The sequence below is a fragment of the Flavobacterium sp. RSP15 genome, assembly GCF_003968755.1.
GTDB lineage: Bacteria > Bacteroidota > Bacteroidia > Flavobacteriales > Flavobacteriaceae > Flavobacterium.
In genome coordinates, this window is record NZ_RYDL01000001.1 from 302,613 (window position 1) to 316,768 (window position 14,156).

The following is a 14,156-nucleotide window of genomic DNA, read 5'->3' on the forward strand; positions in this document are numbered from 1 at the left end:
TACACATAATTTAGATTGGAAACTTAAATTTTATTGTAGTACATGGCTTTTACAATACCATCTGAAAGTCCAATTTTAGGAACATAAATATTTCTGGCACCACTCCATTTCATAGCATTCAGATAGATTCTGGTTGCAGGAATAATTACATCGGCACGATCCGGATTTAATCCCAGCTCAGATATTCTTTGCTCGTAACTAAGGGAATTCAGGAAAGCGTATTGTGAATTCATATAAATATACGACAAGGGCTTTTCTTGTATTTTTCCGGACATTTTAAAAAGCTTATTAATATTTCCGCCAGAACCTATTAAAGTAACTTCATCGAATTCCTGCGTATTTGTTTTAATCCATTTTTCTATTTCATCCCAGACTACATCGCAAACCATGTCATTTAATAAACGTACGGTTCCGGCTTTGAATGATCTTGAATTTTTCATTTTTCCATTCGAAAACAATGTAAACTCGGTGCTTCCCCCACCAACATCTACAAAAAGATAGGTTTGATCCGTCTTTAATAAATGATGTAAATCAGTAGAAGCAATTATGGCTGCTTCTTTTTTGCCATCAATAATTTCAATTTTTATATCGGCTTTTTTCTTTATTATTGCCACAACTTCCTTACCGTTATAGGCTTCGCGCATGGCTGAAGTAGCAAAAGCCTTGTAGGATTCTACTTTGTGAACTTTCATCAGGAGATTAAATGCCTTCATAGCATCACACATTCTTTCAATATTTTCTTCTGAAATTTCACCAACGGTGAAAGCATCTTGCCCAAGACGAATAGGAACACGAACTAAGGAACTTTTATTAAACTGTGGTTCTTTGCCTTCTTGTTCTACTATATTTGTAATCAGCAACCGCATTGCATTAGATCCAATATCGATTGCTGCATATTTTTTTATTTTAATCATTTTGCTTGGATTCGTTATTCCTTATAAAAGATCATTATTCGATTTAATGTATCAAACAAATGACACTCGTGATGACACTACTTATTTTCTGGATGCTAATTCTAACTTATTTTGGTAATACTTATAGGTCTCTAATTGTGCCCTAAAAATAGGATTATGATTTCGTCCTCTGTATTTATTATCTAATTTATAGGAATGAAAACGCGCTTTTACATTGCCTTTCCATCCGATATCAAAATTATCGATTAATTCATTTTTTATTTCCTGATCATAAATGGGACAGGTTACTTCGACACGGTCATCTAAGTTTCTAGTCATGAAATCCGCGGATGAAATATAAACTTCGGTTTGACCAGCATTTCCAAAAATATAAACTCTAGAATGTTCTAAATAATTATCCACAATGCTTATGGCCTCTATGTTATCGCTCATTCCGACGATACCGGGTATCAAGGAACAAATTCCTCTCACTTCAAGTTGAATTTTTACTCCAGCCCTGCTGGCTTCATATAACTTATCAATCATCTCAAAATCAGACAAACTATTCATTTTTAGTTTTATATGTGTTTTCCTCCCGGCTAATGCATGTGTAATTTCACGGTCTATTAATTTTACAAATCGGGTTCTTGTGTAGTGAGGCGAAACAATCAAATGTTTGTAACGATTCACCCTGTAGTTAATGTCAAAAAACTCAAAAATCCTCATGATATCTTTCAATATTTGTTGGTGACTGGTAAAAAGAGTCACATCAGTATAGACCTTGGCGGTAGATTCGTTGAAATTTCCTGTTGAAATAAAACCATATCGTTTTATCTTATCATTTTCATTTCTTTCGATAACACATATTTTACTGTGGACTTTTAGCCCTTTTATTCCAAAAATAAGTTCAATACCTTCTAATTGCATTTGTTCAGCGTAGGAAATATTTGAAGCTTCATCGAAACGGGCTTGTAATTCGATTTGAACCGTTACTTTTTTTCCATTTTTAGCAGCATTAATCAGAGAGCTAATAATTTGAGAATTTTTAGCTAAACGATATAATGTGATTTTAATCGAAGTCACTTTTGGGTCCAATGCCGCTTCACGCAAAAATCGTGTCAAATAAGAGAAAGACTGATAAGGAGCGTTTAATAAATAATCTCTTTGGCTAATTTTTTCTAAGATACTTCCTTCGAGACTTAGCCCAGGAATGGGTAAAGGATCATTTGTTTTGTACAATAAATCAAATCGCCCAAGATTAGGAAAATTCATATAATCCCTTCTGTTATGATATCGCCCTCCTGGAATAATACTATCTGTTGATTCAATTTTCATTTCATCAAGAAAAAACTGCAAGGTATCTTTTTCAATCAATTGGTCGTAAATAAAGCGAACCGGTTCTCCAATTCTTCGGTCTTTTACACTCAAGGATATCTTTTCGATCATACTTTTACTTAAGTCACTATCGATATCCAATTGCGCATCTCTGGTAATTTTGATCATATGTGCCGAAACACTTTTATAATCAAAAATATTAAAAATGCTGCTTAAATTATGTCGAATCACGTCATCAATAAGAATTACATATTGTTTTTCATTATCAGAGGGCAAAACGACAAAACGGTTAATTGTTTTAGGGATTTCGATAACTGCATAGCGAATCTCTGAGGTGTGATTCATCACCAATTTGACTGCCAGGTAGCCGGATGTGTCTTTTAGCAATGGAAATTCTGCTAAATCATTTAATATAATAGTGACTAATTCAGGACTTAATTTTTGGATAAAAAAATCCTTCAAAAAAATTTCTTGTTGTGTGGAGATATCATTTTCAGTAATGATAAATATATTTTTTTTCTCGAGTTCCGATTCAATTACACTCAAAATTAGCAAACTTTCGGATTGCTGCTGGATAACAATTTCAGTGATATCTTTGACTAATTGTTGTGCGGAAATACCCCCAAGATATTTTTCTCCGGTTATCCCTGTTAAACTTAATCGTCTGATGGCGGCAAAACGAACTCTAAAAAACTCATCTAAATTATTTGAAAAAATACCTAAAAACCGCAATCTGTCTAGTAATGGAACTGAATTATCTCCAGCTTCCTGAAGCACTCTAGCATTAAATGCCAACCAACTTTTTTCTCTATCAATATATTTGTGTGCTACTACTTTATTCATCTTAAATCTTTGGGGAATATAATTTTTTTAATTTTACCTTTTTTTAATTTTTTCCAATCATCGGTATCAAATTCTAAGGATACAAATCCGGTTGTCGGAATGTTTTCAACGAAAACATTCCCAAATTTATTAACAAAATTTGTAACTGCCTCGTTGTGTCCAAAAAGAATAATATTTTCGAAACTGTTACTGCAGGATTTAATACCTTCCTCAAGCTTCTTTTCATCAAAGGTATAAAGGTCGTCTTTGTAAACGATACATTCAATGGGATAGGCAAAATTTTGAGCAAAAATTAACGCAGTGTCTGTTGCTCTTTTGGCAGTGCTCGACCAGATTAGATATGTTTTAGGCATAAAATGAATTATATCCGAAGATACTAGATGCGCATCTTGTATGCCCCTCTTCGTTAAAGCACGATCCTTATCGTGTAACGGTGCCTCCCAACTTGATTTTGCATGACGTACAATAATTAAATTTTTCATAATGTAAAATAATTTGGGGTCTCTAAACATAAGAAATCACATAATCAAAACAATTTACAAAAACTAAGTCTATTATTTAAATAATTTTGTTAAAATCTATGCTATTTATATCAAAAAAGCATCAAGGAGTAACTTTTTGGTAGGTAAAATATTTTTAGTAGACAGTCTATAAAACAAGTTGTCGTTAATAAGTTTACCAGTAAATTGATCGTTAAGTTATTAACAAAAATTTTAGTACTTAACAAAAATATTTTACTATCTATCACAGACGACTTGATGCTAGTTTGGAATAGAGCTAATTGGAAGTTTGGATCGAAAAATATCAATAGACTAACGCTTGGTTTCAGTTATAAAAACGTAGCTTTTCCGTTACTGTTCAAAATGTTAGACAAAGCAAGGAATTTAGACACAGAAGAGCGAATTATTTGATTAAGAAATATATCGAGTGGTTTGGAAAAAAAGTGTTTACTGCTTATAATTTGTTGGTAGCAAATGGCTGGATTTTTGAACAACGAAAATATTAGAGATTACATCGAAATTAGAAATAATTTCAAAATTTATTCTTTCAAAAAACAGGGAGAAATAAAAGCATTTTGGTTCTTTATTAATTTGAAATTCGGAGAGTTTTATCACGATCCAAAAATAGTAGAATTGCATGGACAACAATGTTATCTCTCTGGAAATAAAAAAATTGGCAGAGATGGAAAATAGGTAGTTTTTAATTATAGTTTCATTCATTAAACCTGAACAAGCACTGATATATTATAGACAACGCTTGCAAATCAAAACACTTTTTAGAGGATTAAAAAGGCAGTGGATTTAATATAGAAGACACTCCATGTAACCGATTTAGAAAGATTAGAAAAACTCTTTTTCCAAACGATGATTGCTTTTGTATAGTTATAAAATTGGTGAGTATTTAGATAAGAACATCCAAAAAAAAACGATAGAAGAACAGCAAGTGCGTTTAAATACAGATAAGATTATTTGTCATAATTTCTTTTGAATGGTTTTAAGTCAATAAAATACAGTCTCTGTGGTTTTTTTGTCATGTACTTAATACTAATTTATAAAAAAAATATCACAATAGCGCCTACACTGCTGACAATATAATTGAATTTTCTTTCTTTAAATGCTTGAATGGAACACTGATGTATTTAATTATAAAAAGTTTTTCTCGCTAATTGAACCACTTCCGTCGCATTTTTGATTTGATGATCAATATTATTTAGGACAAAATTTATTTTTTTGTGGGTGTTATTTTAATAATTTCGTGTTCGCGTGCTAATTATGCTGCAACATTATCTTTATAGAAATAGGAACAGAAAACGATGGTATTATTTAATTGCCCTGCTAACCCAAGCATCGTTCAAGCTGTCATAATTAATAGGCTGTGCCGGAGTTTGATTTTGTAATCTTCCTGAATCAAATCCTCGTACTAGTATAGTTTCTATTAAATAATCCTCGTTGACATAGTAGGGTTCGTATTTTGTTTTTAGATTAATGTCAAACATGCTTGCTGCAGTATTGGACCAAAAAGCTTTCCAGCCACTTTTAAGGTTTTTTACTAACTCATAAGTGGTAGTGCCTGTTTGACGGTGAATTAACTTTACCAATATTTGACCTTGTTTACGAGAAAGCTTTTTAAGTTTAGCTTCGAACTCCTCACTCAAATAACTTTCTACTATTTTAAAATATCTTTTTTTCTCTTTATTAGTTTTGAGGTTTGCCATTCCTTTATTAAGAATCGTCAATCGCTCCGAAGCTAATTTTGCATAAGGATACGTTTTATAAACCCGACTTTGAAGTAATAAAAATTGCTTTCTTGCTTCAGGATCCATTTTTCCCTTATAAATTATTATTTCTGGTAATTGAATGGTGTCATTAAGAATCAATTCGTCATCTTCTAACTCATGCCCCATTTTTGTAGTATCCTGCGGTATTACCTGTGCATTAACAGACAAAGTTATCAATAGAAAAAACAACAAAAATTTAATTAGCTTCATATTAGGAAAGTTTAATTGCCAAAATTATACATTATATACGCAACTGTAATGCCAAATTTATAATTTAGCAAAAAAATAATTTTATGAGCACAAAATCAATATTAAACAAGTCGTCACTTGAGTTTTTAGAAAACTATCTAAATAATGCCTCGCCTACCGGTTATGAAAGTGGTGGACAAAAATTATGGATGGATTATTTAAAACCTTACGTTGATACTTTTATAACAGATACTTACGGCACAGCGGTAGGAATTATAAATCCTGATGCACCTTATAAAGTAGTAATTGAAGGTCATGCGGATGAAATTTCATGGTACGTAAATTACATTACAGACGATGGATTAATCTACGTGATCAGAAATGGTGGTTCCGATCACCAAATAGCCCCTTCAAAACGCGTCAATATTCATACTAAAACAGGAATTGTAAAAGGTGTTTTTGGCTGGCCAGCGATTCATACCCGCAATCGAGGAAAAGAAGAAGTGGTTAAAGTAGACAATCTATTTATTGACATCGGCTGTGAAACAAAAGAGCAAGTAGATAAAATGGGGGTTCATGTAGGCTGCGTGATTACCTATCCTGATGAATTCATGATTTTGAACGAAAATAAATTTGTTTGTCGCGCCATTGATAACCGTATGGGTGGATTTATGATTGCCGAAGTGGCTCGATTGCTGCACGAAAACAAGATAAAACTTCCTTTTGGATTGTACATCACGAATTCCGTTCAGGAGGAAGTAGGCCTTCGCGGTGCCGAAATGATTACTAAAACCATCAAACCAAACGTGGCCATTGTCACTGATGTATGTCATGATTCCACTACTCCAATGATCGATAAAAAAATTGAAGGAGATACAAAAATTGGTAAAGGTCCTGTAGTTACTTACGCTCCTGCGGTTCAAAATAATTTGAGAGAATTAATTTTAGAAACCGCCATGGCAAACGAAATTCCGTTCCAAAGATTAGCTTCATCTCGTGTTACGGGTACTGATACCGATGCTTTTGCGTATAGTAATGGCGGCGTAGCTTCTGCATTAATATCGTTGCCGTTGCGATATATGCACACCACGGTTGAAATGGTGCATCGTGACGATGTTGAAAATGTAATTAAATTAATTTATGAAACCCTATTGAAGTTAGAAAACGAAGAAACATTCTCTTATTTTAAATAGTTTTAGGAGCTAATCCCGCTATCCGTTTTAAATGAAATTCACTGAACTCAAATAAAAATAAAAGTATAGTGAAGTAATCTTTTCCTTTTTGGCAGCAAAAAGGAAAAGGATTTCCACTTTTATCGGGGCTAAAAAACCGCAATTCAAAATTATGAATTGCGGTTTTCTATTTTACTTTTATTAAAATAATTATCTATTGGCTAGATATTCCAAAACATTTTTCTCGATTCGTCCATCAATATTACTGATGTCTGCTTTTACAAATTTCTCTCCTAAGATATTTTCATATAATTCAATATATCTTTCAGAAACGGTTTGAATGTATTCATCCGTCATATCAGGAATTTGTTGTCCTTCTAATCCTTGAAAACCATTTTCGATTAACCAGCGACGAACAAACTCTTTCGATAATTGTTTTTGTTCCTCACCGTTGTTTTGGCGTTCCTGATATCCTTCAGCATAAAAATAACGAGAAGAATCCGGCGTATGAATTTCATCAATCAAGACAATTACCCCTTCTTTGGTTTTTCCAAATTCATATTTGGTGTCAACCAAAATCAAACCACGACTGGCTGCAATTTCAGTTCCCCTTTGAAACAAATCTCTCGTGAATTTCTCTAAAACCACATAATCTTCTTCAGAAACAATTCCTTTCGATAAAATATCCTCACGAGAAATGTCGGAGTCATGTTCGCCATTATCCGCTTTGGTAGTCGGAGTAATAATAGGTTCCGGGAATTTATCATTTTCTTTCAAATAGTCAGGCATTGAAACTCCGCAAATTTCTCTTTTTCCAAGAGCATATTCTCTGGCAGCATGACCAGAAAGATAGCCCCGAATGACCATTTCTACTTTAAAAGGGACACATAAATGCCCTACCGCCACATTAGGATCAGGAGTTGCAATCAACCAGTTAGGAACAATATCCTGCGTCAGCTCCATGAATTTAGTAGCAATTTGGTTTAGAATCTGACCTTTATATGGGATTCCTTTTGGCAAAACTACATCAAAAGCCGAAAGCCGATCCGTAGCTACCATTACCAAAAGTTCATCATTGATATTATACACTTCTCTTACTTTACCGCGGTAAACAGATTGCTGGTTTGGAAAATTAAAATCAGTAGTTGTGATGGTGTTGCTCATTATACTAGTTGTGTGTGTTTTTGTTCTTGCAAATTTAAAACTATTTCATAGAGTTTTGCAAAGAAGCGAACTCATAAATTTCACTTTTATCTCTAAAATTATTTTTTAAGCAACGTATCGTTGAATAAGTTTAAGATTCGGCCGTATTCGTCAACCCAAGAATAGGTTTCTTTAAAACCATGTGCCTCCACTGGAAAACTGGATAAACTCCATTTTTTCTTCCCTAATTCGATAAAACGCTGAGACAAACGAACAATATCTTTGTACTCTACATTATCATCTACCATTCCGTGAAGCATCAATAAATCTCCTTCTAAATTATCTGCAAAATAGATTGGAGAACTTTTTTTGTAAGCATCCGGATCCGTTTCTGGAAAATTAAGAATATTTCCAGTATAACCATGATTGTAATGCGCCCAATCTGTAACGGAACGCAATGCAGCTCCAGAAGCAAACTCTTTAGGCGTAGTCAACATTCCCATCAACGTGATGAAACCGCCGTAAGAACCGCCATAAATCCCAACTCTTGTCGCATCGATTCCATGATTTTCAACTAGGTATTTCTTTCCGTCAATTTGATCTGTTAAGTCCTTCCCGCCCATAAAACGGTAAATTCCTGTTCTAAAATCACGCCCATATCCATCGCTGCCTCGATAATCAATATCTAAAACAGTATAGCCTAAATCGACCAATAAATTATGAAACATGTATTCTCTGTGGTAGTTACTCCAATAGTTATGGGCGTTTTGCAAATAACCGGCACCATGAACAAACAAGATAGCTGCTTTATTCGCATTGGCAGTTTGCGGCTTATACAATCTCGCATTTACGGGAGTTCCATCCTGCGCTTTGAAAGTAATCACTTCCGGTTCACGCCAAGAATATCCTTTGAAACTTTCCGATGTTGAAGCCGTTATCTGATTTAAGTTTGTATTCTTTTTATTAGGCGCTACATACAATTCCCAAGGTTTATTTTTATACGAGTAACGAATCAATAAGGTGCTTTCGTCTGGAGACAAACTCACTTCATGAGCACCATCTTTAGTCAAAATTGGCTGTAAAACCATATTTGCCACTTCTAATTTATAGAAATTTCTGTTTCCGGGATGCGTGGTTGTTGTGGTTAAATAAAAAAACTTTTTATCTTTTGCTAAACTCACGTTGCGCACTTCCCAATTTCCTTTAGTCAGTTGAGTTTTCTTTTTTGATTTTAAATTATAGCTGTACAAATGCGAATAACCAGTTTCTTCGGATTGAAAATAAGCAGTTTCATTGTCTCCCAAAAATCCCAGCGTTCCTCTTCCATACGAATTAGAAGGAATTCCGGGCCCGCCAATCCACGCTTCATCATGTTGATGGTCTAATTCCTGAAAAGTTCCTTTCTCTAAATTTAAACTGACAATCCATCTATCTTTGTTGTCCTGGCTTCGTATTTCACTAATTGCATACGAACCATTTTCATTGTAAACAGGTTCCTGAACTACAATCAATTTATTCTTTTTTTCTGTAGTTTTTGATTTTTCATACCATTCAAAATACTTAGGAACATCCTGAATATGACTTAATGTTGAAAAATTTACGAAATAAACAGAATCTTTAACAATGTTATAGACTCCAAATTTAGTTGCCAACAAATTATCTACAGAAACTTTCTCCTTTGTATCTTCAATTTGGTTGTAGCCATCAGCAGTTATGAAAAGTTCCATTTTTTCACTTTTACGTTCTGAATCTTCTATTAATCTGAAGGTGGCGAAGTTTCCTTTTGGATCTACTTTTAAGCTTCCAAAGGTGTTTTTTCCATAATAATAAGGCTTTGGAAAATCAGATTCTGTAGTTTTTGATTTTGCCAAATTCCATTTTTTCAGTGCTTCCTGATCTCTGACAAATTGGAATAATTCTGCTTGTTGACTTTTCAAAAAAGATTCTTTATCTGTGGCTTTCTCATCTAATTTTCCTTTACGAAAGTTTGTGATTTGAATGATAGAACCTTCATTGGTATTGAACTGAAAAAGATTTTCATTTTGCCTGAAATAAAGCACTCCTGGTACAGAACCCATTTGCAAATTAGCAATCGGACTGCTTTGTTGGTACAGTTTTTTCGAGATTTTACTTTTTACAGCATACGAAAATAATCTTCCTTTATCGATGTAATAATATAAATCTGGATTAGTTGTTTTTTTAAAATCTAGTTTTGAAAAAGCAGCTTCATCTGGAGAAGCTAATTCTGGTTTTGTTAATCCATTTTTCCAAAAATAAGTACTTGTGCCCAACTCATTGTTTGGATTCCAATCAAAATACACTTTCTGACCATCTAAAGACCATCTTTCATTTTCAGGGGAAACACCAATAAAAGTGTTGCCTTTCATGATTTCTTCCAGTTTTAGCGTTTGACTTTGAATTGTTATGAAAAATAAGATACAGATAACGAAGATTATTTTTTTGTTCATTTGGTTTTAGTTTTTTTTGAAAATGGGAAAATATGGTTAGTTAAAAACATTAATTATTCAATAATTCCTGCGCTATATATTTGGCGACTCCGTCATTATCATTAGTTAAAATTACCTCTAAATGAGACAATTTATTTTTCAAACTATCAGGTGCATTCCCCATCACTAAACCTTTACCGGAAGAATTAAGCATCTTTTCATCATTGTAGCCATCACCAAAAGATAGTGCTTGCTGAAAAACAAAATTTTCTAGTTCCAAAATTTTGGCAATCGCAACACTTTTATCTACTGATTTGTCCATAAATTCTAAACAAAGCGGAAGACTAAAAGCATGGCTAAAAAGTCCGGTATGATTTTCTAAAATTTGATCTCTTAATTCGATTAATTTTGAATGTCGATCGTGCGTAAAAAATACTTTTATAGCACTCAAATCCTCTAAGTTTTCAAAATCAACGAGTTCTGGATGATAATTTACTTCTGGTTGAAACTCATTTAATTTTTCATTGTGCTTGTTCGTTTGCCAAACATTTTCTCTGAATAATACGGTTGTAATTTCAGGATCAATATCTAAAGACAAGACGGATTTAACGGCCTCACTTTCCATATTATAAGAAAAAATCAGCTCTTTTTCAGGAGAATGTATCCGTGCTCCATTTGAAGTGACTAAATAAACAGGAACATCCAATCCTGCTACAATAGGCATTGCATCCAGATGATGACGACCAGTTGCTATAATTATTAGGTAATTTTGATTATGGAGTTCTTGAAAAACAGTTTTGGTGTATTGGGATATTTTGTGATCTGAGTTGAGTAACGTTCCGTCTAAATCGCTTATTACGACTTTTATTTTTTCTTGTAGCATCTTTCGGTTTTCACTGTCATTTTTAATATTTCCAAATTTATTCAATTTTAAATAGAAACGCAAAAATTTATAAAAAGTTTAGGTTAACCTTTCTTGACGATATTTTGATAAATATAGCTATTTTATTTGTTGTATTTTAAATACAACAAATAGAAAATGATTGCTATCTTTGTAAAAAATAAATTTCAATACCATGAATGCAAGTCAAAAAGAATTAATAAAAGCAACTGTGCCAATTTTAAGAACAAATGGAAATGATTTGATAACCTATTTTTACCAAAGAATGCTATCCAATAATCCAGAGTTGAAAAACATTTTTAATATGGCAAATCAAGCTAGTGGAAAACAACAAAATGCTTTAAGTGGAGCTGTACTTGCTTATGCTGAAAACATAGAAAATCCTACTGTTTTGATCAATACGTTAAAATCAATTGGAAATAAACATGTAAGTTTAAATATTCAACCAGAGCAATATGATATTGTTGGAAACCATTTAATCGGATCGATAAAAGAAGTCTTAGGTGATCTCGCAACAGTAGAGTTAATTGAAGCCTGGACCTGTGCTTACAATGAATTGGCTCAGATAATGATTAGTATTGAAGCTGAAATGTACCAAAAAACAATTAATAAAAAAGGAGGATGGAATGGCTGGAGAAACTTCATAATCTCTAAAATTGTAAAAGAAAGCGACGAAATTAATTCATTTTACCTTAAACCGGAAGACAACAAAGAAATTGCTGATTTCTATCCGGGTCAATATATATCTGTGAGTACGTATATTCCTGAATTAGGTCATAAACAGCCTAGACAATATAGTCTGTCGTCTTATTCTAATAATGAATATTATAGAATTTCAGTAAAAAAAGAAATTAGTCAAAACACATCTCCCGATGGTATTGTTTCCAATGCTTTACATAACAAAAAGGAAGGTGACAGTATCGAAGTTAGTGCACCAGCGGGGGTGTTTTTTGCAGATCCAGACGCAAAAAATCCTTTAGTACTGGTTAGTGGAGGTGTTGGACTTACTCCTATGATGAGTATGGTTGAAACCAATAAAAATTCACTTCAAAAAAATAAAACAGTTTGGATTCACAGTTGTCGCAATGAAAATGTTCACGCGTTTAAAGATACTATCGAGGAATTAAACAACGAAAATGAGTGGTTAACTTCTTTCGTTTTTTATGAAACTTTGCCCGAATCAGAGACAAATGCTATCGAAGGAAGAATTGATTTGCAGCAAATAAAAGAAGAAATCCTTATTGAGGATGCAAAATATTATATTTGCGGACCGGCTATTTTTATAAAAGTTCAATATCAATCTTTGGTTGCGCTTGGCGTAAATAGAGAAAATATTCTGTATGAAGAATTTGGCCCTCAATTATTAAGCCTTAATTAGTAAATTTTAATATGAAATTGAATCACTTTACCGATTTTAGTATGCGCGTTTTGATGTATCTAAATCAAAAAAAAGATACTCCACAAAGTTCTCTAGATGATTTAGCGACTACATTTAAAATCTCGCGAAACCATCTTATAAAAGTGGTTCAATTTTTATCGGCAAATCAATTAATTCTCACCAAAAGAGGAAAAAATGGCGGAATAGTGATTTCTGAAAAAGCAAGAGAAATTCGATTAGGCGATTTGATTCACCTATTAGAACAAGACGATACGCCCATCGTCAACTGCGATTCAAAACCTTGCATCTTTCAATCACACGATTGCAAACTAAAATCATTGTTCAATACCGCTTATCAAGCTTTTATTGAAAGTTTAAATCAGTACACACTTTCTGATATAGAATTCAAGAATTGGAGTGCTATGTTTCAGGATTAATAAAAAAAATTACAAAAGGAGGCTTTTTCACAAAGCCTCCTTTTGTTTTAATCATTATTCTCAATCATTTTGTAGGCATCAATTACTTTTTTAACTAATCGGTGTCTCACAATGTCTTTATCATCCAGATAAATGATTCCAATTCCCTCAACGTCTTTCAAAACCAATAGCGCTTCTTTGAGTCCGGATATGGTTCTTCGCGGTAAATCGACTTGTCCGGGATCCCCTGTAATCATGAATTTAGCACTTTTTCCCATACGGGTTAGGAACATTTTCATTTGAGAATGCGTTGTGTTTTGGGCTTCATCCAAAATTACAAAAGCATTATCCAGTGTTCTACCACGCATAAATGCCAATGGTGCTATCTGGATAATTCCCTTTAAAATATAATCTTCCAGTTTTTCGTTGGGTAACATATCGCGTAAAGCATCGTAAAGTGGTTGCATATACGGATCTAGTTTTTCCTTCATATCTCCTGGAAGAAAACCAAGGTTCTCCCCTGCCTCTACCGCTGGTCTTGTCAATATAATGCGTTTGACTTGCTTTTCTTTTAGCGCTTTCACTGCCATAGCAACTCCGGTGTACGTTTTTCCTGTACCGGCAGGTCCTACTGCAAAAACCATATCATTTTTTTCCATGGTATCTACCAACAATTGCTGATTGGGCGTCATAGGTTTGATGATTTTACCACCTACTCCATGTACTAATATTTTATCTTGTCCCTGAAATTTTTTGTCTTCCTGAACATCACCACGAATAACACGCTCGATTACATTATTATCAATGTTATTGTATCTTGAAAAGTGCACCATTAATCGTTGAAAACGTTTTTCAAAGTCGTCTAAAACTTCTTTTTCACCAAAAGCTTTTAAGGTTGTTCCCCGGGCGACAATCTTTAATTTTGGATAATATTTTTTAATTGTTTCAAGATGAGTGTCTTGAGCGCCCCAAAAGTCTGTTGGAGCGATGTCTATGAGCTCGATTATTCTTTCGTTCAAATGAGGTAGTTTTTAAATTAAATTAAGTAAATCAATAAATTTGTTATCAATGCGAATAATTGTAGTATTAATTTGAATTTGTCTTTTGTTTTTTGCTTTTTTGAATTTACTATTATTAGCTTTGCGTTTCTCAAATTTAATG

At 33.3% G+C, this 14,156-nt stretch carries 12 protein-coding genes; 4 read left to right on the forward strand and 8 right to left on the reverse strand.

What is annotated here, in order from left to right; translation table 11 throughout:
* Window positions 1–23: 23 nt before the first annotated feature.
* The 3 genes from EKM00_RS01350 to EKM00_RS01360 all read right to left on the reverse strand — a co-directional run bounded on the left by EKM00_RS01350 (window position 24) and on the right by EKM00_RS01360 (window position 3,553).
* Complete coding sequence (locus tag EKM00_RS01350) at window positions 24–914, reverse strand: Ppx/GppA phosphatase family protein (RefSeq protein WP_126451677.1); 891 nt, start codon at window positions 912–914, stop codon at window positions 24–26.
* Between the two features lie 81 nt (window positions 915–995).
* Window positions 996–3,071, reverse strand: a complete 2,076-nt coding sequence (gene ppk1, locus EKM00_RS01355) for a polyphosphate kinase 1 (protein ID WP_126514977.1) — start codon at window positions 3,069–3,071, stop codon at window positions 996–998.
* Window positions 3,068–3,553, reverse strand: a complete 486-nt coding sequence (locus tag EKM00_RS01360) for a SixA phosphatase family protein (RefSeq protein ID WP_126514978.1) — start codon at window positions 3,551–3,553, stop codon at window positions 3,068–3,070. Before EKM00_RS01360 ends, ppk1 begins: the two co-directional genes overlap by 4 nt.
* A 504-nt stretch (window positions 3,554–4,057) precedes the next feature.
* On the opposite strand from EKM00_RS01360, the gene EKM00_RS14675 reads away from it, so the two are divergent.
* Window positions 4,058–4,264, forward strand: a complete 207-nt coding sequence (locus tag EKM00_RS14675) for a hypothetical protein (RefSeq protein WP_126514979.1) — start codon at window positions 4,058–4,060, stop codon at window positions 4,262–4,264.
* Window positions 4,265–4,890: 626 nt separating this feature from the next.
* On the opposite strand, the gene EKM00_RS01370 is transcribed toward EKM00_RS14675, so the two are convergent.
* Entirely contained in the window at window positions 4,891–5,559 is a 669-nt protein-coding gene (locus EKM00_RS01370; RefSeq protein ID WP_126514980.1) for a DUF4294 domain-containing protein, read from the reverse strand.
* 83 nt (window positions 5,560–5,642) lie between these two features.
* Between EKM00_RS01370 and EKM00_RS01375 the strand changes: the two genes are divergently transcribed.
* Entirely contained in the window at window positions 5,643–6,731 is a 1,089-nt protein-coding gene (locus tag EKM00_RS01375; protein WP_126514981.1) for a M42 family metallopeptidase, read from the forward strand.
* Window positions 6,732–6,920: 189 nt separating this feature from the next.
* Here the strand turns inward: EKM00_RS01375 and EKM00_RS01380 are convergent, their stop codons facing one another.
* The 3 genes from EKM00_RS01380 to EKM00_RS01390 all read right to left on the reverse strand — a co-directional run bounded on the left by EKM00_RS01380 (window position 6,921) and on the right by EKM00_RS01390 (window position 11,228).
* Window positions 6,921–7,874, reverse strand: a complete 954-nt coding sequence (locus EKM00_RS01380) for a phosphoribosylaminoimidazolesuccinocarboxamide synthase (protein ID WP_126514982.1) — start codon at window positions 7,872–7,874, stop codon at window positions 6,921–6,923.
* Between the two features lie 98 nt (window positions 7,875–7,972).
* Entirely contained in the window at window positions 7,973–10,321 is a 2,349-nt protein-coding gene (locus EKM00_RS01385; RefSeq protein ID WP_126514983.1) for a S9 family peptidase, read from the reverse strand.
* 49 nt (window positions 10,322–10,370) lie between these two features.
* Window positions 10,371–11,228: a Cof-type HAD-IIB family hydrolase gene (locus EKM00_RS01390; RefSeq protein WP_317125134.1), complete on the reverse strand. Its 858-nt coding sequence runs from the start codon at window positions 11,226–11,228 to the stop codon at window positions 10,371–10,373.
* Between the two features lie 148 nt (window positions 11,229–11,376).
* On the opposite strand from EKM00_RS01390, the gene hmpA reads away from it, so the two are divergent.
* Entirely contained in the window at window positions 11,377–12,579 is a 1,203-nt protein-coding gene (gene hmpA / locus EKM00_RS01395) for an NO-inducible flavohemoprotein (RefSeq protein WP_126459194.1), read from the forward strand.
* An 11-nt stretch (window positions 12,580–12,590) separates the two neighbouring features.
* Window positions 12,591–13,016: an Rrf2 family transcriptional regulator gene (locus EKM00_RS01400; protein ID WP_126459191.1), complete on the forward strand. Its 426-nt coding sequence runs from the start codon at window positions 12,591–12,593 to the stop codon at window positions 13,014–13,016.
* Between the two features lie 47 nt (window positions 13,017–13,063).
* Here the strand turns inward: EKM00_RS01400 and EKM00_RS01405 are convergent, their stop codons facing one another.
* Entirely contained in the window at window positions 13,064–14,014 is a 951-nt protein-coding gene (locus EKM00_RS01405; RefSeq protein WP_126451687.1) for a PhoH family protein, read from the reverse strand.
* Between the last annotated feature and the right edge of the window lie 142 nt (window positions 14,015–14,156).